Raw genomic sequence first — 24,566 nt, 5'->3', positions numbered from 1 at the left:
ATATAGTCCTTATGATAACAGAACGGGCGTGCGCATCAAATAGGGGCTGCTACTCCACTAATCCCGTGCATAATAAAACGGATCGTCAGGTTAATCTCTTCCTCATCGTTCCAGTCCTTCTCCGGTTGTAGCAGCAGGCGATTAAGCAGATACCCACCAATGGATGAAATAGTGAAACGTAGAATAGCGGGTGTGGGTAATTCAATGACTTCACCTTTTGCCTTGAAGTGTTCAACAATTTCGATGACGCGCTCCAGCACCTTGCTTAGAATATTTTCTGCGAACTGTTCTCTGAGCAACGGTTGGAAAGGAATCTCCTGTATCAGAATCTTTAGCATTTTAAAATTTCTACGGGCGAACTCCAGACGATTGACGATAAATGACCGTAGGAATTCTTCAAAGCTGTCATATGGAACATCGAGTACCCCGTTGAAATTCCGCAGTACAAAAGGAGCGAGCATACGACTCATGGTGGGGCCAATGATGGAGAGCAGTAAATCTTTTTTCGTTTTGTAATATCGGAAAATCGTACCCTCTGCTACGCCTGCCTTTTGAGCAATTTCACTAGTCGCAGCAGCAGCGTAACCTTTTTCGGAGAACACCTCAATCGCCGCATGCAAAATGGAAATCTGCTTCGGTGTCAGTTTATCCTCTTCACTTATGGCCAGCAGCTCTTCAATCCACTGCTCTTCTATATTTTGTTCCGTAGAATCATATTCTTTCATTACAATTATCCTCCAAACTTGGTTCATTCCGTTCAACCGATGAAAGTTCTTAGTGAGGCTACATTTTCCGGTGTTTGCGCAGTGCCAATACATTCAGCACCATGAATAATAGTGAGAATCCGATCAGTACATAGACATCCAGAGCGATGGAATTCCATCCTTTGCCACGGATCATGATGTTCATAAGCGCTTCTGATCCATAATAAATTGGGGTTGCGTAGCCGATGCGCTGTAGCCATAGCGGTAGAGTGTCGAGTGGGAACAGTCCGCTGAGGAAAACTTGTGGCACGATAATAAGCGGGATGAATTGAATCATCTGTAGCTCGTTGGCTGCAAAAGCAGATAGTAGCGTGCCCAGCGTCAAAGCTGTCATCGACAGGAGTAAGGTGATCAGCATTACGTAACCAAAGCTTCCCGTCATCATAATGCCAAGAATCTGAATGGAAAACCACGAGATCAATAGCGCTTGGAATACGGTAAAAATTCCGAAACCACATACATACCCGAGTACAATCTCCCATCTTTTTAAAGGAGTGGAAAGTAAACGTTCAAGGGTGCCTGTAGTCCGCTCTCGCAGGAATGAAACACCGGCAATCAGGAATACGAAAAAGAAAACAAATACGCCAATCATAATCGGGCCGAAGCGGTCAATCGTCTTCATATTCTCAGAACCGTATAAGTAGCTGATCTGGGGCTGTAATTGCAGCTGTTCCTCTGTACTTGGTAGGAGCTTCTGAGAAAGCTTTTGAAGCGTCATAATTACCGCCTTGTTGGCTGTAGGATTGCTACCCTCTAACAACACTTGAGGGATGACTCCTGAATTCCCAACGTTTCCGTCCAAAGTGATCAAAGCGTCAATCTTTCCTTCTACTAGAGCACTTTTCCCTAGCTCTTCGCTGGCATACTCTTTAATTGTGGTATTTTCTTCTTTTAACGCAGCTGAGATATTTAGTGGCACACCGGATACTCCAATTTTTGGCTCATAGGCGTCCCCGTTGAATACCAAGCTCATTAAACTTAGAACGACGAGCGGTGCAATGAACATTAAGGCCATCGTTCTTTTATCATGAATAAATTGTCGCAAAATCCGTAAGGTGATCGCTCGAATTCTCATGAACGGACACCTCCATAATATAGAAAGGCTTCTTCAATAGAAGCTGAGCCAGTGGCTTCAAGCAGTCCGGCAGGTGTGTCGGCGGCAAGCAGCTTGCCATCACGGATCATTCCAAGGCGATCACATTTCTCAGCTTCATCCATGACATGCGTAGTGAGTACAATCGTGGTACCTTTCTCGTTCAGCGCTTTTAGTTCTTTCCAGATGGATAGTCGGAGTACAGGATCGATACCAACTGTTGGCTCATCAAGTAGAAGTAGCGGAGGCTCATGAAGCAGCGCAATCGCCAGGGATAGGCGGCGTTTCATTCCGCCAGAGTATTGATCTACTCTTTTGCGCAGATGCTCCTGAAGATCTACTAGTTCCATAACAGCTTTGATGCGTTTTCCGCGCTCCGCACCTTTTAGTCCATATAGCGCAGCGAAGAACTCCAGATTTTCTTTTGCGCTGAGTTCCGTATATAGGGCATCAGATTGAGCCATGTATCCAATTTGCTGCAGCATGGATAACTTAGGCATGGTGACACCAAGCACCTTTACCTCACCTGAGGTCACCTCATCGATACCTGTAAGCAGCTTTACTAGCGTTGTTTTTCCGGAGCCAGAGGGCCCTAATATGCCGAAGGTTTCCGCACGCTCCACTTGAAGTGAAATATCTTCGAGCACCTGTTTGTCTCCAAAGGCTTTACCAACATGGCTCACTGAAATGACTGGAACTTCCGAACCCATATTCATCTCCTCGATTCTGAATAGTCTGGGATACAGTGTGGTGTTACTGAGTGCTCTGCACAACAATAATGAGTGAGCGCTCACTCATTATTGTGCTCCGGAATCCAGTAAATGTAAAGTGCTAGATTTCCGCTACTTGAAACTAACTTACAATTAGGTGTAAATCGCAAAGTAGCGGCATTTTTGCACAAGATGCGAATACCTGCTCACGAATCAACTTGATATGATGTTAACAAGGAATCCAGCTGGGATGTTCAACAACTCAATGATGCAAATGCCATTGCTTCCGAAATTGATTAGGCGTTGTGCCGAAATGGGTTTTGAACAATTTGCAAAAATGAGAGCAATTTGTGATCCCCACTTCCTCGGCGATGTGTGCAACTGTGTATTTGCTTGAAGTCAGAAGATGAACGGCTTCCTGCATTCTTTTGACCGTTAAATAATCGGAAATACTGCTGCCTGTACATTCCTTGAACAAGTGGGATAAATGATGGGGTGAAAGATGCAGATCCTTGCTCATTTGATCAAGCCGCAAAGGTTCCTTGTAATGCAACTGCAGCCATTCCATAATACGTTCTGCCTGATGTGGTTTACGAAGCAATTGTTCCATGGAGGCCGGCTTCTGCTGTGTATCCCAAAGCGGCTTTAAAGTACGTAGGAACGTGATGAGAAACAATGAGACCTCTTCCATGAAATCATTTTTGTGCAAAGTTGGAAGCGTTTTATCCAGATCCTTCAAAAGAGCTATCAGGGATTGTAGGTCCTGCTGTTCATACCATCGAGGTGAGGCAGAATTGCCGCTGTGAATATGATTGAAAAAGCTTTGTAGGATGGGCCACTTTTCAAAATAAGCTTTAAATATGCTGGGCTCATAATGCACGATCGAACGCACGAACGGAACCGCCTCATTAATTTCAATTTGAATATGATGCAGTTGATACGGCTGGAAAATACAAATCATCCCTGGCTTTATTTCATAGCTATTTTGATCAATAATCAGCGTCCCTTTACCTTCATGAACAATAAGGATTTCAACACCCTGATGAGCATGGAATGTACCTTGATAGTCGTCTGTATTTGTACTTGTTCTTTTATATACAAAATAGAGATGGAACGGTTGTAAGTCCTGCTGCTTATGGTACGTCACATTCGTGTTCCTCCTATTAGTAGGGATGCGGATAACCTATCGTTTACAAAAGTATAAGAGAACCATTGCACAGCTAGCAACATCTAGATTAAAAAGTCTTACTCACTAATGGAGGACACCGAATTATGGCAGAACAAAAGACAGAATTACATAACGCAGGGTATAAAGCTTGGCTCGAATATCCTTATATTCAATCGAGTGCAGTAAGAGAGTGCTATTCTCCTTGGTGCTATAACATTTTGACAGTCAATCAAGATCATCCAGTGATCAAAAGTGCTGTGCAAGAACTAACACGTGCCATACAAGGAATGCTGGATATAGAAGCCACCATTGCTGAATCTCAGGATAAAGATAAACAAGCTTGTATTGCAATCGGTACGTTTGATAGTAATCATCCGTTGATTACGCATACCTTTAGCGAGGCTACAAGGACAGCAATTGGATCAGAAGGATATGCCATTCGAACAAACACGGAGAAGGACTGTATTGCAATAGGTGCTTCCACACCCGTGGGATTACTGTACGGTGTATTTGCATTCTTACGCTTGCTTGGAACGGGTCAATCTATTAAGGCGTTGGATATGTTGGAACAGCCGGTAAATACGCTCCGCATGATGAATCAATGGGATAACATCGATGGAAGCATTGAACGTGGTTACGCGGGGAAGTCCATATTCTACTCAGACAACGAAATCACTAAGGACTTTGATCGATTGGAAGATTATGCGAGAATGCTCGCTTCGATAGGAATCAATGCGATTGCTATAAACAATGTCAATGTACATCGGTTTGAAACGATGTTTATTACGGAGCGCTATCTTCCTGACATCGCGAGGGTTGCCGATATCTTCCGTACCTACGGGGTGAAGCTATTCCTAAGTATTAACTATGCTAGCCCGATCGAAATCGGTGGATTAAATACAGCTGATCCGTTAGATTCTGATGTACGCCAATGGTGGAAGGCAAAGGCGGTAGAAATTTATAAATTGATTCCAGATTTCGGCGGTTTCCTCGTAAAAGCTGATTCAGAGAATCGTCCAGGTCCATTCACTTATGATCGTGATCATGCAGAAGGTTCGAACATGCTGGCTGAAGCTTTATTGCCTTTCGGGGGAATCGTCATCTGGCGCTGCTTCGTTTACAATTGCAAACAGGATTGGCGTGATCGCTCCACCGATCGTGCACGAGCGGCATATGATCACTTTAAACCACTAGATGGTCGATTCATGGATAATGTTATTTTGCAGGTGAAGAATGGACCGATGGATTTTCAAGTACGGGAAGGTGTGTCTCCGTTGTTCGGTGCCATGAAGCATACGAATATGATGATTGAATTTCAGGTTACACAGGAATACACAGGCCAACAGCGCCATGTCTGCTACCTCATTCCTCAATGGAAGGAAGTTCTTGATTTTAATACGTACGCAACGAATTCGGAGTCATCGGTGAAACAGGTCGTCGATGGATCCATGTACGGTTATAAATATAGCGGCTTCGCTGCTGTTTCAAATATTGGTAATGATCATAACTGGACGGGGCATTTGTTAGCGCAGGCCAATCTATATGGTTACGGTCGTCTCGCTTGGAATCCGGAATTAAGTGCAGCGCAAATCGCGAAGGAATGGACAATGCTCACGTTCAGTGCAGAGGATGAGCAGTTAATAGATACGATTCGTGAGATCTTGTTAACCTCCTGGAATATCTATGAATCTTATACTTCGCCGCTTGGCGTAGGCTGGATGGTCAATCCAGATCATCATTACGGTCCAAATGTGGATGGATATGAATATTCGAAATGGGGAACGTATCATTTTGCAGACTTACAAGGGATTGGCGTAGACCGGACAATAAAGACGGGTACGGGATATGTTGCTCAGTATCAAGGAGCGAATGTAGATTTGTATGAATCGGTAGCTACTTGTCCAGATGAGCTATTACTGTTCTTTCATCATGTACCGTATACGCATACTCTTAAATCTGGTAAAACGGTCATCCAGCATATTTATGATACGCATTTTGATGGCGTGGATCGCGCAGCAGGGCTGAAAGAGAAGTGGCAGTCCCTTGAGGGGAAAATGGATGGCAGCAGGTTTGGACAGGTGGCAGACCGTCTGCACGAACAGGTACTACATGCCCGCGAGTGGAGAGATATCATCAATACGTATTTCTATCGAAAAAGCGGTATCCCAGACCAGCATCAACGTACAATATACTAAATATTAGCAGTAGGAGGAGTGTGTCCAGCAGGGCCACTCCTTCTATTGCTCCATCCCTTTGTTTCATAATCCTATGAGAAGAAAGGAAGATACACCTTGAATCAGAAAAGATTATTTAATGAGGACTGGGAATTCGCCAAGAGTACTTTAGAAGTGACGAATGCTGAGTCCTTGGATTTCCATCCCATCGATCTCCCACATGATTGGTTGATTTATAACACGTTAGACTTATATGAGAATAGTATTGGCTGGTATCGAAAATATTTTATAAATACGAAGAACGATGAGCAGCTATTGCTGTGTTTTGATGGTATTTATATGGACTCCACGATTTATGTGAATCATCAATGGGTTGGGGAATGGAAATACGGTTATTCTTCCTTTGAATACGAAATTACAGATATGCTCATAGACGGGGAAAATGAAATTCTAGTGAAGGTCGTGCATCAGAGTCCGAATAGTAGATGGTATTCAGGAGCGGGTATCTATCGGAATGTATGGCTCAAGACAAGAGATTGCAATCACATCGTGACAGATGGAATTTACATTCATACAGTACAAAAAAATGACGTTTGGCGAGTGGAGATCGACACCGATGTGAGCATTACAGGAGATATGCGGCTTTCCCAAACCATTCTGTACAAGGATCGAGAGATAAAGACCTGTGTTGAGAAAATCTCGGCTGGAGATCAAACACAAGCCACCTCACGTGTAAGTCAGGTGCTGACTGTAGAGAATGCTTTATTATGGAGCCCCGGTGAGCCGCATTTATATCAGCTAAAAACGGAATTGCAGCATAAGGCACCTGATCAGGGTTCTGATGAAGTGTGGACAACAATAGAAGAAGTAACACAGTGTATAGGCTTTCGATCGATTGTACTAGATCCGCAAGAGGGAATGCTTCTGAATGGGGTAAAGATTAAGCTTAACGGAGTTTGTGAGCATCATGATCTTGGAGCATTGGGTTCGGCGTTTCATACAGCAGCATTGCGAAGAAGACTTGAGATCTTAAAGGACATGGGCGTAAATGCAATACGCACCGCTCATAATATGCCTGCTGCAGAGCTTATGGATCTGGCGGACGAAATGGGGCTGCTTGTGGTTTCAGAAGCCTTTGATATGTGGGAGCGATCGAAGACCACATATGATTACGCAAGATTTTTCAAGGACTGGGCGTTAAAAGATGTGAGAAGCTGGGTCATGCGAGATCGTAATCATCCAAGCTTGTTCATGTGGAGTATTGGCAATGAAATTTATGATACGCATGCTGACAAGCGAGGGCAAGAATTGACGAGCATGTTGATGGAAGCCGTGCTTCAATATGATCCGAAAGGCAACGGGAAAGTGACCATTGGATCGAACTATATGCCATGGGAGAATGCTCAGAAATGTGCGGACATCGTAAAGGTGGCAGGCTACAATTATGCGGAAAAATATTACCATCAGCATCACGCGGAACATCCTGACTGGATTATCTATGGTAGTGAAACCGCCTCTATTGTGCAGAGCAGGGGAATATATCATTTCCCATTCGAGCAATCCATCCTGGCTGATGACGATGAGCAGTGCTCTGCACTAGGTAATAGCTCTACAAGCTGGGGAGCGAAGTCAGCAGAAGCGTGTATTATCGCGGAGCGAGATGCAGCGTTCTCATTAGGGCAATTTATATGGACGGGTTTTGATTATATTGGTGAACCTACACCGTATCATACGAAGAATTCGTATTTTGGACAGATTGATACAGCGACCTTTAAAAAGGATTCATATTACATCTATCAAGCGGCTTGGACAAATTACAAGGAGCATCCGATGGTGCATATTTTTCCCTATTGGGATTTCAATCCCGGTCAAATGATCGATGTTCGAGTCTGCTCGAATGCTCCCAAGATAGAATTGCTGTTCAATGGTGAGACTGTTGGGACCTATGAAATCGATCATGTACATGGAACGCAGCTAGCGGGCTGGTGGAAGCTTCCTTATGAACCAGGCGAGCTCAAGGCAATCGCTTATGATGAGGCTGGCCAAATCATTGCAGTAGACATCAGGAAATCGTTCGGGGATGCGAGTCGAATCTGCTTAAAAGCTGATAAGGGTACACTCCTTGCGAACGGCACAGATTTAATCTTCATCGAAATTACGATGGAGGATGAGCACGGTAATGCTGTTGAGAATGCAAACAGTCGCGTTCAGGTTCAGGTGGGCGGAGCAGGCCGTTTGATCGGTTTAGATAATGGAGACAGCACGGACTATGATCCATACAAAGGAATGAGTAGACGCTTGTTCAGCGGTAAGCTTATGGCGATTGTTGCTGCGAGTTTAGAAGCAGGTACGATAACAGTTGAGGTTACATCGAAAGGTGTAGTAGGTAGTAAGCTACAGCTTCAATCGCTCCCTGTGGCAGATCGTGGAATAGGCATTTCAGCTAACACTAGAAATCTAGAGTTGCCCTGTGTAATGGGAAATGTAGAAGAAATTCCTTTACGAAAGATAGAAATTATAAGTTATTCTGGACAACAGTTTAATGAAAATAGAAGAGACATGAATGTACACGCCATCCTTTACCCTAAAGACACTTCCTATACTGAAGTGGAGTGGAGTATTGTAAATGATGTAGGGATTGAGTCCAATCTAGCGCGGCTCGAACAACTGGGACAAGAAGCCAAGATCACGGCGTTAGGAGATGGGAGTTTCCGCGTTCGCTGTATGAGTAAGAACGGTACGGAAAAGACAAAGCTGATTTCACAGTTGGAATTTACAGCGAGCGGTCTGGGGACGGCTTACAAGGATCCGTATGGATTTATATCTGGCGGTCTACATGACGAGGTTAAAGGCGAAGTCGGAAACGGAAATGAACGAGGCGTAGCAACGAGTCGAGATGGTGAGACGCAGGTTGCTTATCGCGAGATTGACTTTGGAACTTACGGCTCGGATTTGATAACGATTCCCCTATTCGCATTGTCTAGCGAAGCCTACGAGCTCCAGATTTGGGAAGGCATGCCGGACGAAGAGAACAGTGAGCTTTTGGCAGACGTTATTTATCAGAAGGAATCGCAATGGAATGTTTATCAGGAGGCAACCTATCTATTATCCAAGAGACTCACGGGTATCAGCTCTATTTGTTTCGTATTACAGAAGAAGGTGCACATTAAAGGCTTCTCATTTGTGAAAAAGAACCGAGCGTTCGAGCAGAATAGGGCTGTGGATTGTGATCGCATTTATGGTGATACGTTCACCATCACGGAACAGGGTGTTGAAGGAATCGGGAATAACGTATCTCTCGTGTTCGAGCAGATGGATTTTACGACGGAAGGTACTTCAAAGCTTGTCATTTGTGGGAGAACTCCGATCGATAAGAATACCATTCATCTTCGCTTCGAAGAGGATGAAACATCTAACAATCAACTGATCGAATTTACACAGTCAGATGGATATGTAGAGCGAGTATTTGAGTTGGAGAAAGTGACAGGGGAGCAGAAGGTAACGTTTATCTTCTTGCCTGGAAGTCAGTTCGATTTCGGTTGGTTTCGGTTTGAATGATCGATTGTCCTTTCAACTACTACGATAAATGAGGTGCGTGTACATGTTAACAGGCAAGATGAATGCTGCAATAATGGATGAGCAATTATCAATTTCTGTGAAGCAAATAGATATTCCTGTTCCTAAGGTTAATGAAGCGCTAATTAAGGTGTATTGTATCGGAATTTGCGGGTCAGATGTTCATTACTATGAGCATGGAAGAATCGGTCGTTATGTAGTAAAGGAACCGATCATATTAGGCCATGAGCTGGCTGGTGAAGTCGTTGAGGTTGGTAAGCAGGTATCAAATATAGCTGTAGGTGACCGAGTAGCGGTTGAGCCAGGAGTGACCTGTGGACAATGCGACTATTGTAAATCAGGACGTTATAATTTGTGTCCAGATGTGGTCTTTCTTGCAACACCCCCAGTAAATGGGGCTTGGGCAGAATACATTGTCATGCCAAGCGATTATCTATTTAAACTTCCGGATTCTATGAGTTATGAGGAAGGCGCAATGCTGGAGCCATTGTCGGTTGGTTTTCATGCGATGATGCGTGGTAAGGTTCAACCGTTTGATCGAGTGCTAATAACGGGTCTTGGTCCGATCGGACTGCTTGCAGGACAAGCAGCAAAGCTATTTGGCGTTTCTGAAATTTATGGTACGGATGTCGTACCTTTTCGGCGTCAACTTGCAATGGAGATGGGCTTCACTGCAGCATTAGATCCAGTAAAAGAGAATGTTGGACAGCGCCTCAATGAGTTAACAAACGGATTTGGAGTTACACTCGTCGTAGAATCATCGGGTAACGCAAGGGCGATGGCGGATACAATTAAGTGGGTTCGCCGTGGCGGGAGAATTGTATTTGTCGGTTTACCAGCCGATAGTGCTATTCCGATGGACATGGGACAATTTATCGATGGTGAGATCGATGCTTATGGTGTTTTTCGTTACGCGAATACCTATCCGGCTTCGATCCAAGCGTTGCAGCATTCTTCATTAGATATTGAGAAAATAGTTACGCATCGCTTTGCGCTTACAGATACTCAAGAAGCTCTTGAAGTAGCACGTAAAGAGAAGGATACAAGTATTAAGGTAATGATTTATCCGAATATGCCTTAATGCGTGATATAAAAAAAGAGACCGTCCTAAAAGCCATGAAAATGGCTGCTTGAGGCGGTCTTTTTATTTTTATGTAAACTCTGTAAATACGCGTTATTACGCTTTAATATAATCTGCAAAATTCTCCAGTAAGTATAGGGAGTTCATATCTTCACGCAAATGATGCTGGACTAGCTCATCCACTTTGTCTGGTTCATGATTTGTCATACAATCCAGGATCATGTGATGCTCGCTCAAAATTTTCTCCAGCTTTTCTGCCTTTAGCGTATGCAAGCGTCGATATCTTTCATAATGCACATGGGAAAACTTAATTTGCTCCCACAAAAATTCATGTCCTGCTAATGTGAATAACGTCTTATGATAGGCGTCATCCAATGCAAAAAAGTGCTCAATGGCATGTACTTGATGTATGGCATTTTTTTGTTTTTCTAGGTTCTTCTTAAGTTCTATAATTCCTTTAAGAGTAAGGCTATCGCATAGACCTTTGATAATATCCTTTTCTAAAACGCTTCTTAAATAGATCATTTGCTCGACAGATTCCAAATCAATGTATGAAACCAGATTCCCTTTCTTCGGATACACATCAATATAGGACTCGAGGGATAGCTGCTTTAGTACATCGCGCAAAGGTGTTCTGGATATCTGAAACCGTTCGGATAACACGGTCTCACTTAGAATGGTTCCAGGTTTTAGTGTTAAATTAAGAATTTCGTGCTTTAATAGGTTCAAAATATCATTTTTGGTGGACATGAGGTTGCGTCTCCATTGCCGTTGAATTTGTAATGCGGATATCTGAAACGGGATCCTGAAATAAGATAGTGATTTCATTATATAATTTTTTAATCTTGTATACAAGATCGGGAATTATTGATTTTATGTCATTGACAAAAGGTATTATTTAAATCTAATATTTGAGTATATTATCTTGTATACAAGATCTCGACACATGAAATATAGGAGGTTTTATCTAGATGAACATGACATGGAGATGGTATGGGGAAGGCAATGACAACATTACGCTTGATCATATCCGGCAAATTCCGGGGGTAATGGGCATTGTCTGGTCACTACATCATAAGGTAGCGGGCGAAGTGTGGGAAATGGATGACATTCAAAAGGTTGCGGATCAAATTACGAGCAAAGGGTTTAGTACTGCCGTAGTAGAGAGTGTGAACGTCCATGATGATATCAAGATTGGACTCCCGACGCGTGATAAATATATCGATATTTACATAGACACCATACGGAAGCTAGCCAAGGTCGGTACTAAAGTGATCTGTTACAATTTCATGCCTATCTTTGACTGGACTCGGACGGAGCTGTACAAGGAATTGCCAGATGGCTCGAATGCTCTTTTTTATGAAAATGCGGCCATTAATGAGAACCCGCGCGACATGGTGAATCGTATTCTCGAGGGGGCAGGCGAATTTACGATGCCTGGCTGGGAGCCGGAGCGTCTTGCGAAGCTCGATGAGCTATTCGCCGCTTATGCAGATGTAACGGAAGAGAAGCTGTTCGAGAACTTGGTCTATTTTCTGAAGCGCATTATTCCTGTCTGTGAAGAAGTCGATATCAAAATGGCTATTCATCCCGATGATCCTGCTTGGCCGATCTTTGGCTTGCCCCGCATTGTCCGCAGCCGTGATACGATCCGTCGTTTACTTGACGCAGTAGATAGTCCGTATAATGGATTAACCTTCTGCACTGGGTCGCTCGGTACGAATCCGAAGAACGATCTGCCGGCTATGATTCGGGAATTCTGTAATCGCATTCATTTTGCTCATATTCGAAATGTTAAGGTTTTTGAGAACGGAGATTTTATTGAGGTCTCTCATCGTGGACGGGATGGCAGTGTGGATGTGGCAGAGGTTGTTAAAGCGTATCATGAGAATGGATATACGGGGTATGTGCGTCCAGATCATGGTCGTCATTTGTGGGGGGAAGAGAAGACTTGCCGCCCGGGGTACGGGCTGTACGATAGAGCAATGGGGATCATGTATTTACTTGGTGTGTGGGATAGTCTCGACAATACGATGGGGGTGAAGTGAATGCTGCTTCTGACAAGAGAGAGTATTCAATCATGTGCAGAGGCGTGGAAGGACGCTGACGTGGAGCTTCCTCAGTTTGATTATGAGCAGGTGGCGGAGAATACGCGCGTTAGGCCGGAATGGGTTCATTTTGGAGCGGGAAATATTTTTCGGGGATTTGTTGCGAATGCTCACCAGAAGCTGTTGGAGCTTGGAAAAGCAGATACAGGTATTATTGCCGCTACCTCCTCTGACTACGAGCTGATTGACAAAATTTATAAACCACATGATCATTTAACACTTCTCGTACTAATGAATGCGAGTGGCGAGTTTACAAAAAAGGTCATTAGCAGCATTACCGAAGCTATTATGGCAAACAAGAATCGAGCGGAGGATTACTGCCGTTTGGTTGAAATTTTTGAAAACCCGAGCCTGCAGATGGCCAGCTTCACCGTTACAGAGAAAGGTTATACCTTGACCGGTCCTGATGGAATGTACCTTGATATCGTAAAGAAGGATATGGAGCAAGGGCCAGAGCAGCCATCCCACAGCATGAGTGTGATCGCTTCTCTAGCGTACCGTCGATATCTTAAGGGGCAGTATCCGATGACTTTTGTCAGTATGGATAACTGTTCGCACAATGGGGATATGTTGAAAAATAGCGTGATTACAATCGCCAAGGCATGGGCTGCGAAAGGGGTTGTGGAGGAAGGTTTTGTTGCGTACCTCGAAGACGAGAGTCTCATAACATTCCCCTTGTCGATGATCGATAAAATCACACCACGTCCATCCGAGGTAGTACGTAATGCTTTACAGGAGCAAGGGATTGGCGGTATGGATATACTTATTACCTCGAGGAACGCTCATACCGCGCCTTTTGTTAACGCAGAAGTTAGTGAATATCTGGTCATTGAAGATAAGTTTACGAATGGGCGACCTTTATTAGAAGAAGCCGGCATTATATTCACAGATCGAGAGACCGTGAACAGGGTAGAAACGATGAAAGTTACCACCTGTCTAAACCCCTTGCATACTGCATTAGCGGTCACTGGCTGTCTACTAGGCTACACACAGATTTCGGATGAGATGCAGGATCAGACTCTACGTACATTAGTCGAGCGGATTGGGTATAAGGAAGGATTGCCTGTAGTTGTAGATCCTATCATTCTACGTCCACAGCAGTTCTTGGATGAAGTGCTGCAAGAGCGATTGGCGAATCCATTTATTCCAGACACCCCGCAGCGAATTGCGACAGATACGTCGCAGAAGGTAGGCATTCGTTATGGGGAAACGATCAAATCCTATGTACAACGCGAAAATCTTCATCCAGCTGAATTGACGGCGATTCCACTAGCAATTGCTGCTTGGTGCCGCTATTTGATCGGAGTGGATGATGAAGGAAATTCATTTGAGCTAAGTCCCGATCCGTTAATGGAGTCGCTTCAAGCGCATCTGCAGGGAGTGACTTTGGGAGATTCGACCTCTAATGTGCATAGAATTCTAGATAATGAGAAGATTTTTGGTGTACCGTTATATGAAATCGGTCTGGGTAGCAAGATTGAAAGTTACTTCTATGAGATGCTGAAAGGCCCAGGAGCTGTACGGAGAACGTTGGAAAAGCATTTAAATGAAGAGTTAGTGTAGATCACATTTACAAAAAGCCTCATGGAGTAAAAGCTACTGCACCCCGCAGAGCTATCCCCCATGAGGCTTTTTCGTGTCTAGTCCATTTGGTTTATCTGAATTTAGCAGTCTAGTACGCTAATATACCTACTTTTTCAAAAAAATAATTATAGTTAATATTTCCATAACATTCCTCTGCAACAGAGTTGACAATTGTAGACGAAAATGACATTAGCAGTTACCTATACGAAAAGGGTGAATCTAATTGAAAAACAGTAAATGGATTAGCGCAACGTTGGCTTCAGCACTTCTTGCAACTGTAGGCGTTGGGAGTGTATCTGCAGCTAGCATCGGCAGTAATGTAAAATCTGTGGCTACCAATCAAACCGCTGCAAAAACAGCAGTTAAAGAAGGTACAGCCACTTGGAATGTAAATGGTACGCCGATTGTGTTTAACACCATTAATAGCAGTGGTTACAAGTTGTACTCGCTGAATCAGGTAGCTGGTGAAATTGGAGCTAAGTTAGTACTTGGAGCTGGCGGGTTTGAACTTAATGACAGCAAAGGATTACATAATGTGAAGCTCAAAACAGGCTCAAAGAGCTATCAAGTAGATGGTAATTCCGAGACATTCACAGTTGCTCCAGTATTTTATAACGGTAAAACCTATGTAGAGCTTTCAAAGTTAGTTTATGCATTAGGTGGAGAACTGGATGCTGACGCTAGCACGATTCTAAGCTTTGCTCGTCCTGAAGGATTGTTTGATACTTTGCACTGGACAGCAGCTGGAAGTCTGATTGCGAACAAAAGTGATGCTGAATCTGCTCAACTTATCAAGTTCAGCACAGAGCCAGGTAACTACGAAGTATTTTCATCAAATGACAGTGCAGTAGATTTTGCAGTATCGCCGGATGGGCAGTGGGGAGCTTTCAATGATGAGACTGGTTTGTTGAATCTGATTAACCTGTCTAGCGGAGCTACTAAGACACTTGGCACTGACAATAGTGTAAAAACGGATCTGGTGTGGTCGAACGATGGTAAAAGTATTTACTTCGTCCAAGGTGACAAGCAAGAGAAACTCGCAAAAATCGCTGTAGACACTGGTGAAGTTAAATCCGTATTGGCAGACAAAGTAGAAAATAAATCCGAACTGCGCATTTCCGCTGATGAAAAGAGCGCCGTTTATATCGTTAACTTGACGGGTGTTGCTAAAAACGATGCGGACAGCACAGAAGATTCTCTTACTGTAGACTTCAGCTCTGCTGGAGAGCAGCTTTACAAGCTTGACCTGGCTACGAAAGATGCTAAACCAGCTGCACTGACAACTACACCGGATAACAAACTGTACCCTGAAATTTCTGCTGATGGTAGCGTCGTTTACCTGAGTGCAGATGCTGAGGGTAACGCAGCTAACACATTGAAGGTTGTAAAAGCAGACGGAAAAAGCAGCAACATTGCACTTGATGTTGAAGTAACTTGGTCTACTGGCGTTAAGAACGGCTTGGTTGTAGCAGGTTCAGCGGCAGATGGAAGCACAGTAGTCTATTCCGTTGATAACAATGGAGCTAAGACTGAGCTGTTCCGCTCCACTGAAGATGTATCTGAAGTAGCTGTTTCGAATGATGGAAGCAAGCTTGCTATCGTAAGTGATGGCGGTGTATGGGTGGTTCAAGGCGGTAAAGCATTGCAACTGTCGAAATAATAAATATCCCTAATCATATTTTAACGGCGTAGAGCCGAGAGGAGAAATTATACAAATGAAGATTTTCAAAAAGCTAACAGTAACGGCTCTAACGGCTGTAATTGCGGTAACCGCATCTTTCGCAGGGGTTGCAGCAGCAGCCGATTCACTTAAAGGTAAAATCACAGTTAACGGTTCAACCGCACTTCTTCCATTGACGCTTCAAGCGGCAAAAGAATTCCAAAAGCTGCACCCTAAAGTGAAAATCGCAGCCTCAGGTAAAGGTTCAGTAACTGGACCTCAAGCTGTTAAAAAAGGCATCGCTGATATCGGCGCTTGCGACTGGGATGCTAGCATCGACGTACCAGGCTTCAAAGCTTTTGACGGTCAAGTAGCAAACAAAGTAGCAGTTATTCCTTTTGCTACAATCGTTAACAAAAATGTTGGTGTAGATAACCTTACAACTGAACAGCTTAAAGGTATTTTCGCAGGTAAAATCACGAACTGGAAAGAAGTAGGCGGTGCAGATGCTGACATCGTGGTTATCACTCGCTCTTTCGGCTCCGGTACACGCGTTAACTATCAAGCTAAAGCTTTGGATGGCGGAGATATCGTTAAAAAGGCTAAGAACTACAAAGAAACAGGTTCATCCGGTGACATGAAGACTGCCGTAGGAACAACTCCTAACTCTATCGGTTATATCGACCTTGTATATGTAAGTGGCGACGTAAAAGCTGTTAAACACAACGGTATAGCTGCTACTACAGACAACGTAATCAATGGATCTTATAAGATCTGGGCTTATGGTTACTACATGACTAAAGGCCAACCTACTGGCGCTACAAAAGAATTCATCGAATACGTACAAAGCAAGAAGTTCCAACAAGGTTCCCTGAAAAAGCTTAAATTTATTCCGATCGCAGCAATGAAGGGCTAATAACATCTAAAGATCATATTGAACGGTAACAGCGGCCAGCTCCGATCTTGATACGGGGGTGGCCGCTTACAGGAGGGAAAGTATGGGGGCACCAGTCCAAGGCTTGGCAACTAGGGGAAAAGAGAGCGTAACGCAGGTTAGCGCTAATCCTAAACGTCATGGTAGACATTTGTTTAGCAACAAATTGTTTAAGTTTTATTTTTTATTCAGCATTCTTGCGCTTTGCTTCGTGCTTGGACTTGTAATTCTATTTATCGGCAAAACGGCTATGCTTCTGTTCGGCCATCTCTCGCCTGCGGACTTTTTCTTTTCCTTTAACTGGACGCCGGAAGAGGATTCTTTTGGAGCGGCTGCCTTCATTGTAAATACACTTTCACTAACTGCATTAACGCTGCTGATCGCAGTTCCTATTTCGGTAGGGATGGCAGTACTTTGTGCAGAGATTGCTCCAAAATGGATGAAGACTTTTATCCGTCCAGTGCTAGATTTATTGGTAGGGATTCCTTCAATTGTTTACGGATATATAGGCTTAACGGTATTACTTCCTTTCTTGCGCAGAATTAGTGGGGAGAGCTTAGGCGATGGCTTGTTAGCTGCTGCGCTGGTGCTCGCATTAATGGTGCTGCCAACGATTTGCCGAATCAGTGATGATGCCATTGTCTCTGTGCCGCGCAAATATCGTGATGCTGCATATGCTCTTGGATCTACCCGTTTACAGGTCATCATGCGTGTAGTACTGCCTGCGGCTAGCCGGGGAATTATCTCTGCGGTTATTCTAGGTATGACTCGTGCTGTGGGTGAGACGATGGCTGTAGTTATGGTTATCGGGAATACACCGCAATTGGCGAAGACGTTATTCACGCCAGCATCGGTGCTAACTAGTAACATCGTTATGCAAATCTCCAATGTAGAGTTTGACTCTACATGGAACTATGCGCTACATATGATGGCATTTCTCCTGCTAGTAATATCATTTGTATTAATTCTGATCATCCGCGTGCTGGGTAGAAAAAGGAGGGATGCAGCGTGAACGGATTCGCAAGTACAAAGCATACAGCGCGGGCTCAAAGAAACAATAAAATTGCAACCATAGGGTTTTATACGCTTGGGGCTTTAGTCATGCTGCTGATCTTCTGGCTGCTCTTCACGATTCTTAGTAAAGGTCTACCGGCACTTCGGCCCGATTTCTTGATTAAACAGCCTGAAGAGATTGACGCAGGTGGTGGGATTGGCCCGGTGCTGTTTAACTCCTTTTACATTTTGTTCATCTCGCTGTTTATTTCCGTTCCAATTGGTTTGGGTGCCGGAATCTATATGGCTGAATATGCACCAGACAATAAATTTACAGGCGCACTACGTATTTGCGTAGAATCCCTGTCATCGGTTCCATCGATTGTATTCGGTATGCTCGGACTCGCGATTTTTGCGGAATATTTCGATATCGGTCTGACGATTCTTGGCGGAGGCGTCAGCTTGGCACTGCTGAATCTACCTATGCTTGCGCGAGTGACAGAGGAAGCGGTACGTGCTGTCCCCGGGGAGATCCGCGAGGCTGGTTATGCGCTTGGGATGACTAAATTCCACGTGATCCGCACGGTAGTCCTGCCCGTTGCAATGTCTGCCATTGTTACTGGGATTTGTCTCGTTGCTGGACGCGCCTTCGGGGAGTCTGCGGTTATTATCCTTACCGCTGGTCTCAGTACCTCGGGAGAAATGTGGGATTTCAATCTGTTCTCGCCGGGTGAAACACTGGCCGTACATCTTTGGTATGTACAATCCGAGGCGATTGTAGAAGATGCACGTCAAATTGCTGATAAGTCGGCAGCCGTACTTGTATTTGTTGTTTTGTTTATCAATTTTGTCTTTCGATTTCCGCTGTGGCTTAGCAATCGCCGGAAGTAATGAATTGGGGTCTACGGGGGAAGCCTGTAGGCCTTTATTTGTTTATAGGGTTATTGATGGGGTGTCGATAGATTAGTAATGGATTGAAGTTTTTTATTCGTAATTAGGGAATATCTCCCTAAAATTCAGCGTTTTATGCTCTTTAGAAGCATAATTAGGGAAAACCTCCCTGAAATATCCTTGATTACTCATGATTAGCGGTTTTTAGGGAATATTTAGGGAGGAATTCCCTAAAAAGTTTGTTTTTTAGAGATTATAGGTAAATATCAGGGAGGATTTCCCTAAAACTATAGTCTCGGCAGGAAATAACCATTCGATCTGTTCAACCTATGTAGCTCCAAAAACTGAAAGGTCCTCGTCCTAATGTAAGCTGCCACGAATCCGATACCCAGTTGCTCATAATACGCCACCGTCGAGCTCCTAGTTCCCTCAACCAATCTAGTGTATCGAGCGTACCGCAGTTGATACAGCGCCCAAGGATGGTATGAGGAACGCCAACTGTACTCGGCCGAGCCTTAGTTACTCAACAAGCCTAGTGCACTGATCATAGACCAGCCGACACACCACCTTATGATGCCCCGAGAAGCATCACCAGCTGTCGGGTCCAGCCACATAGTATTCAACAACCTGTCCAATGATTGACACTATAATTTCGTCTGTTGAGCCGAATATTTTTACCTCTGGACTCGTTAACAGCCTCCCCGAAGGAAGGCTGTTACTTGCCCCGAGCGGGATGCAGCCCTTTCGGGCTGACTGCGAAGCTGATCCTATCGATGCTTATGCTCCGACGAACCACCTGGGCTTCTCTTTCCCTGAACGCAAAAACAGCCTCCCCGAAGGAAGGCTGTTACTTGCCCCGAACGGGATGCAGCCCTTTCGGGCTGACTGCGAAGCTGATCCTATCGATGCTTATGCTCCGACGAACCACCTGGGTTTCTCATCCCCTGAACGCAAAACAGCCTCCCCGAAGGAAGGCTGTTACTCTGACGTCCCGGAAGGGATTCGAACCCCTGACCGTGCGCTTAGAAGGCGCATGCTCTATCCAGCTGAGCTACCGGGACATGATTGCTGGCTGAAAAGCAAGCAGGAGTTATCATATCATGTACGTCGATGTTTTTCAAGCTGTTTTTTAAAAAGAGTACGGGGTATGCTATAATCTACAATTATTAAGTTTCGGAAGAAGCTTAAGGTCTTAATAACATTTATGACGTTTTAGAATTCAATTCACATAATTAGCTATAAGGAGGTGCCCTCATTAAAGATTCAGATTCCCCCGCCACAAAAGAGAATATCGTCCTGTTTCCCAAGACACTGGACTATTATCAAATCCAGCTTACGGTGATGCTGGAGAGTGAACGATACGGGGAAGCGATGGAGCTGCTGCGTTTTTTGTTGCAGTGTCAAGGACAGGAAGAACGAAATTACGAGGAATGGCGGTCTCTGCTGGAATGGCTCGAAACAGCTTTCCCCTACGCCTCTCAGAATGGAGATGCGGAAGGAGCCGTTCACCCCGAAGACGAAGATTTAAGGGAAGAAGATATGGCCCGTTTCTTGGCCAAATCAAAAATGACTGAGGATGCGGGGTATCCTCAAAAGCTGCTGCAGCGGATAATGAATGAGCCGCTGTCAGAGGCGACAATCCTAGCACTAGAGCAGCTTTCATATCTGGAAGGCGGCGGAGTCGATGAGGCGCTGACGGCATGGCTGCAGGGGGATAATGTTCACCCGCTGCTGCAATTTCGGACCCTTCAGACCCTTCGGCGGCGTGGGATGCAGGGAACAGTGAATCTGATTCGTGGTCACGAAACAGCAATTGTAGAGATTGAAAGTGTGCCGCTGCAGACAGAGGATTTTCCACCACAGGTGAGTCAGGTGCTCGAGCGGGTAGCCGAGCAGGCGGAGGTACATGAGCCAACGCTGTATTATTTTGCACAGGAGCTCTGGGGCCAGTTCGTCATGTCGATTTATGGATCGGAAGAGTATCGGAAAATACTGGATGGGGAAGACGCGCTACTAGATATTTGGGCGGGGGCGTTACACCAGTTTGTATCTGAGAGCTTAAACGGTACACGGCAAGAGGAGGAGACTCGTGGAATGTACGGCATTACAGACGGCATGCGCTTTCAATTTGAGGGGGCATATCGTGCGCTCAAGGGTTTTGTAAAGACTTCTCTACTTGATAAATAAAGTAATGTTGTATATAATATAATGGTTATTCTGTGCGTGGATTGTATCATTTTTTGAAGTAAACTTGTGAACCTATATTTTGGAGGGAAAAGTATAATATGAAAGCAACATGGGAAAAAATAGAGAAGAACCTTGGAGTTCTTGAAGTAGAAGTTGACGCAGAACGCGTTGCAGCAGCACTTGATAAAGCTTTTAACAAAGTCGTTAAGAAAGCTAACGTACCAGGCTTCCGTAAAGGTAAAGTGCCACGCCCGATCTTTGAATCCCGTTTTGGTGTAGAAAGCTTGTACCAAGATGCAATCGACATTCTTCTTCCTGAAGCTTACGGTGAAGCAGTTGAACAAACTGACATCTTCCCTGTAGACCGTCCTGAAGTTGATATTGAGCAATTTGCTAAAGGTCAATCCTTTATCTTCAAAGCGAAGATCACGGTTAAACCTGAAGTGAAGCTCGGCGATTACAAAGGTCTGGAAGTTCCAGTACAAAAAGCTGAAGTGACTGAAGAAGAGCTGAGCGCTGAGCTTGCTCGTCTGCAAGAGCGTCATGCTGAACTCGTAGTAGTTGAAGAAGAAGCAGCAGCTAACGGCGACATCGCTGTGATCGATTTTGACGGATATGTTGATGACGTACCGTTCGAAGGCGGAAAAGCTGAGCGTCATTCTCTTGAACTTGGTAGCAACTCCTTCATTCCTGGATTTGAAGAGCAAGTAGTGGGAATGTCCACTGGAGATTTCAAAGATGTTGAAGTTACTTTCCCTGACGAATACCATGCAGAGAACCTTGCGGGTAAGAAAGCAGTATTCAAAGTGAAACTGCACGAAATCAAACGCAAACAACTTCCTGCACTCGATGATGAGTTTGCTAAAGATGTAAGTGAATTCGAAACTTTGGAAGAGTACAAAGCAGATCTGAAAGCTCAGCTCGAATCCCGTAAACAGGATGAACTGAAAGGCCTTCGCGAGAACGCAGTTGTTGATAAAGCAGCAGCAAACGCTGAAGTTGAGATCCCAGAAGCAATGATCAACAGCGAAGTTGAGAACATGGTTCGTGACTTCGACACTCGTCTTCGTCAACAAGGTATGAACATGGATATGTTCCTTAGCTTCTCGGGTCAAACTCGTGAAGACTTGCAGAACCAAATGAAAGGCGATGCTGAAAAACGCGTTCGCAACAACCTGGTACTGGAAGTTATCGCTAAACAAGAGAACATTGAAGTTTCTGAAGAAGAAGTTAACGAAGAGTTGGCTACTATGGCTGAAGCTTACAAACGTACTCCAGAAGAAATTCGCAGCATCTTGGCAGCTAACGGTTCACTGGGCAGCTTGAGCGAAGAACTTTCTTTGCGCAAAACCATTGATTTCCTTGTTAGCAATAGTGTAGAAGTTGAAGCAGTAGAAGAAGCACCAGCTGCTGAAGACGCTAAAGCTGAGTAAGATTTTTCAAACTACCTAGAACGGCCGAGCAATCGGCCTCCATACAGATATGATAAGGCACGTAAGTTTCGTTACGTGCCTTATTTTTATCCTCGGGCACAGATATATGTGATTACATAGGTATCCGTATGAGCGTATGGTATTAAGGAAATTGGCGTGATGACGTCACTATCACAAGCGGTGGACAGGTCTGCTGTAGTGAAAAAATGACATCGGGCCGTGAACGTGTTAAAATATTTTTGAAACGATAAGACTAATCTGTATAGAGAAAAGAGGTTGGTGGCATGAGTCTGGTACCAATGGTTGTGGAATCAACAAGTCGTGGGGAACGTTCATACGATATCTATTCCAGATTGCTCAAGGATCGCATTATTTTCTTAAGCAGTGCGATTGACGATGATGTCGCCAATCTGGTTATTGCTCAATTGCTGTTCCTTGCAGCAGATGATCCCGAGAAGGACATTCACTTGTACCTCAACTCACCCGGTGGTTCAGTAACAGCCGGCATGGGTATATACGATACGATGCAATATATCAAACCGGATGTTTCAACCATTTGTGTAGGGATGGCGGCAAGCATGGGATCGCTCCTTTTAACAGCTGGGGCTCCGGGCAAAAGATACGCGCTGACTAACAGCGAAGTTATGATTCATCAACCGCTCGGTGGTGTTCAAGGTCAAGCGTCCGACATTTGGATTCATACCGATTGGATCCTCAAGACGAAACAGAAGTTGAATCAAATTTATGTAGATCGCACAGGTCAGCCCCTTGAAAAAATCGAACGGGACACAGACCGCGATAACTTCATGAGCGCGGAAGAAGCCAAGGAATATGGGCTTATTGACCAGGTTCTTTCTTCACCGATGAAATCTTAAAGGGGTGGTTAGATGTTTAAATTTAATGATGAAAAAGGGCAATTGAAATGTTCTTTTTGCGGCAAATCACAAGAGCAGGTTCGTAAGCTTGTAGCAGGACCGGGCGTTTATATATGTGACGAATGTATCGAGCTTTGCACGGAAATCGTGGAAGAAGAGCTCGGTCATGAGGAAGAGCTTGATCTGAAGGATATTCCGAAACCAAAGGAAATCCGCGATATTTTGGATCAATATGTAATCGGTCAAGAGCAAGCGAAGAAATCGCTGTCTGTTGCAGTTTACAATCACTATAAGCGTGTGAATAGCCAAAGCAAAATCGAAGATGTTGAACTGACGAAGAGTAATATTCTTTTGCTCGGTCCAACAGGTTCGGGTAAAACTTTGCTCGCACAGACGATGGCGAAGATTATCAACGTTCCATTTGCGATTGCAGATGCTACTTCCTTAACGGAAGCTGGTTATGTCGGCGAGGATGTTGAGAACATTCTGCTTAAGCTGATTCAAGCGGCAGATTATGATGTGGAGAAAGCCGAACGCGGCATTATCTATATTGATGAGATTGATAAAGTGGCACGTAAATCCGAGAACCCGTCCATTACTCGTGACGTATCCGGTGAAGGTGTACAGCAGGCACTTCTGAAGATTCTCGAAGGAACGGTTGCTTCCGTACCTCCACAAGGTGGTCGTAAGCATCCTCATCAAGAGTTTATTCAAATTGATACGACGAACATCTTGTTCATCGTAGGCGGTGCCTTTGACGGTCTGGAGCAAATGATTAAACGCCGTATCGGTAAAAAAGTCATTGGCTTCAACGCAGCGGTTGAAGGACAAAAGGATCTCAAGCCTGGCGAATATTTGTCGATGGTATTGCCTGAAGACTTGCTCAAATTCGGATTAATCCCTGAATTTGTAGGCCGTCTACCGGTCATCTCGACTTTGGAGCCGCTTGATGAGAATACGCTGGTGCGTATCCTTTCCGAGCCTAAGAATGCACTCACGAAACAATACATCAAACTGCTGGAAATGGATAACGTAGCGCTGAAGTTCGAACCGTTGGCACTCGAAGCGATTGCCAAGGAAGCGATCAAACGCAATACGGGAGCCCGTGGACTGCGCGCGATTATTGAGAGTATCATGCTTGATGTGATGTATGAAGTTCCTTCACGCGATGATATTAAGGATTGTGTGATCACGGAGCAGGTCGTTCAAGAGAAGGCTTTGCCTGAATTGAACCTTAAGAAAGACAAAAAGAAAGAGGAAAGCGCGTAAGCTGCTTACCTTAACAATACATGTCACTGTCTCCACCTTTCTTCCGCTTATCCCGCTTCACTAGCG

18 protein-coding genes and 1 tRNA gene are annotated in these 24,566 nt (G+C 44.5%); 13 read left to right on the top strand and 6 right to left on the bottom strand.

Features of this window, described 5'->3' with window-relative positions:
• Positions 1-35: 35 nt before the first annotated feature.
• From MHI27_RS24945 to MHI27_RS24930, 4 genes are all read right to left on the bottom strand, one after another.
• On the bottom strand, positions 36-725 hold the full coding sequence (locus MHI27_RS24945) for a TetR/AcrR family transcriptional regulator (RefSeq protein WP_081393233.1): 690 nt from the start codon (positions 723-725) through the stop codon (positions 36-38).
• A gap of 58 nt (positions 726-783) precedes the next feature.
• Positions 784-1,839 carry an ABC transporter permease gene (locus tag MHI27_RS24940; RefSeq protein WP_405174914.1) on the bottom strand — a complete coding sequence of 352 codons (1,056 nt, stop codon included), beginning with the start codon at positions 1,837-1,839 and terminating at the stop codon, positions 784-786.
• Positions 1,836-2,567: an ABC transporter ATP-binding protein gene (locus MHI27_RS24935; RefSeq protein WP_405174913.1), complete on the bottom strand. Its 732-nt coding sequence runs from the start codon at positions 2,565-2,567 to the stop codon at positions 1,836-1,838. The genes MHI27_RS24940 and MHI27_RS24935 overlap by 4 nt, the downstream gene beginning before the upstream one ends.
• Positions 2,568-2,829: 262 nt before the next feature.
• A complete protein-coding gene (locus MHI27_RS24930; protein ID WP_405174912.1) occupies positions 2,830-3,714 on the bottom strand; it encodes a helix-turn-helix domain-containing protein in 885 nt (294 codons plus the stop codon).
• A gap of 125 nt (positions 3,715-3,839) precedes the next feature.
• On the opposite strand from MHI27_RS24930, the gene MHI27_RS24925 reads away from it, so the two are divergent.
• The 3 genes from MHI27_RS24925 to MHI27_RS24915 all read left to right on the top strand — a co-directional run bounded on the left by MHI27_RS24925 (position 3,840) and on the right by MHI27_RS24915 (position 10,566).
• A complete protein-coding gene (locus MHI27_RS24925) occupies positions 3,840-5,930 on the top strand; it encodes an alpha-glucuronidase family glycosyl hydrolase (RefSeq protein WP_405174911.1) in 2,091 nt (696 codons plus the stop codon).
• Between the two features lie 96 nt (positions 5,931-6,026).
• Complete coding sequence (locus MHI27_RS24920; RefSeq protein WP_405174910.1) at positions 6,027-9,467, top strand: glycoside hydrolase family 2 TIM barrel-domain containing protein; 3,441 nt, start codon at positions 6,027-6,029, stop codon at positions 9,465-9,467.
• 43 nt (positions 9,468-9,510) lie between these two features.
• Entirely contained in the window at positions 9,511-10,566 is a 1,056-nt protein-coding gene (locus tag MHI27_RS24915; RefSeq protein ID WP_405174909.1) for an NAD(P)-dependent alcohol dehydrogenase, read from the top strand.
• Between the two features lie 96 nt (positions 10,567-10,662).
• Here MHI27_RS24915 and MHI27_RS24910 read toward each other — a convergent pair whose 3' ends face one another.
• On the bottom strand, positions 10,663-11,316 hold the full coding sequence (locus MHI27_RS24910; protein ID WP_405174908.1) for a GntR family transcriptional regulator: 654 nt from the start codon (positions 11,314-11,316) through the stop codon (positions 10,663-10,665).
• A gap of 221 nt (positions 11,317-11,537) precedes the next feature.
• Between MHI27_RS24910 and uxuA the strand changes: the two genes are divergently transcribed.
• The 6 genes from uxuA to pstA all read left to right on the top strand — a co-directional run bounded on the left by uxuA (position 11,538) and on the right by pstA (position 18,736).
• Positions 11,538-12,614, top strand: a complete 1,077-nt coding sequence (gene uxuA / locus MHI27_RS24905) for a mannonate dehydratase (RefSeq protein WP_076300702.1) — start codon at positions 11,538-11,540, stop codon at positions 12,612-12,614.
• The gene (locus MHI27_RS24900; protein ID WP_405174907.1) at positions 12,615-14,237 is read left to right on the top strand and encodes a mannitol dehydrogenase family protein; all 1,623 of its coding nucleotides are present in this window, start codon (positions 12,615-12,617) and stop codon (positions 14,235-14,237) included.
• A gap of 244 nt (positions 14,238-14,481) precedes the next feature.
• On the top strand, positions 14,482-15,918 hold the full coding sequence (locus tag MHI27_RS24895) for a stalk domain-containing protein (protein WP_076286456.1): 1,437 nt from the start codon (positions 14,482-14,484) through the stop codon (positions 15,916-15,918).
• 55 nt (positions 15,919-15,973) lie between these two features.
• Positions 15,974-16,834, top strand: coding sequence for a phosphate ABC transporter substrate-binding protein (locus MHI27_RS24890; RefSeq protein ID WP_042191274.1), 861 nt, complete (start codon positions 15,974-15,976; stop codon positions 16,832-16,834).
• 82 nt (positions 16,835-16,916) lie between these two features.
• On the top strand, positions 16,917-17,864 hold the full coding sequence (gene pstC / locus MHI27_RS24885) for a phosphate ABC transporter permease subunit PstC (RefSeq protein WP_042191272.1): 948 nt from the start codon (positions 16,917-16,919) through the stop codon (positions 17,862-17,864).
• Positions 17,861-18,736, top strand: a complete 876-nt coding sequence (gene pstA / locus MHI27_RS24880) for a phosphate ABC transporter permease PstA (RefSeq protein ID WP_076286458.1) — start codon at positions 17,861-17,863, stop codon at positions 18,734-18,736. Before pstC ends, pstA begins: the two co-directional genes overlap by 4 nt.
• 987 nt (positions 18,737-19,723) lie before the next feature.
• On the opposite strand, the gene MHI27_RS24875 is transcribed toward pstA, so the two are convergent.
• A tRNA-Arg gene (locus MHI27_RS24875) sits at positions 19,724-19,797 on the bottom strand.
• 310 nt (positions 19,798-20,107) lie between these two features.
• Between MHI27_RS24875 and MHI27_RS24870 the strand changes: the two genes are divergently transcribed.
• The 4 genes from MHI27_RS24870 (at position 20,108) to clpX (ending at position 24,500) form a co-directional block, all read left to right on the top strand.
• Entirely contained in the window at positions 20,108-20,923 is an 816-nt protein-coding gene (locus tag MHI27_RS24870; RefSeq protein WP_405174906.1) for a hypothetical protein, read from the top strand.
• A gap of 98 nt (positions 20,924-21,021) precedes the next feature.
• Positions 21,022-22,356: a trigger factor gene (gene tig, locus MHI27_RS24865; RefSeq protein ID WP_076286460.1), complete on the top strand. Its 1,335-nt coding sequence runs from the start codon at positions 21,022-21,024 to the stop codon at positions 22,354-22,356.
• A 284-nt stretch (positions 22,357-22,640) separates the two neighbouring features.
• On the top strand, positions 22,641-23,231 hold the full coding sequence (gene clpP, locus MHI27_RS24860) for an ATP-dependent Clp endopeptidase proteolytic subunit ClpP (protein ID WP_036685049.1): 591 nt from the start codon (positions 22,641-22,643) through the stop codon (positions 23,229-23,231).
• Between the two features lie 12 nt (positions 23,232-23,243).
• On the top strand, positions 23,244-24,500 hold the full coding sequence (gene clpX, locus MHI27_RS24855; RefSeq protein WP_042130648.1) for an ATP-dependent protease ATP-binding subunit ClpX: 1,257 nt from the start codon (positions 23,244-23,246) through the stop codon (positions 24,498-24,500).
• Positions 24,501-24,566 lie beyond the last annotated feature (66 nt).

The organism is Paenibacillus sp. FSL H8-0261, from assembly GCF_045040645.1.
In the GTDB taxonomy this organism is placed as follows: domain Bacteria; phylum Bacillota; class Bacilli; order Paenibacillales; family Paenibacillaceae; genus Paenibacillus_AQ.
Note: the sequence above shows the minus strand (reverse complement) of the source record. Positions and strands in the feature narration are given on the sequence as shown.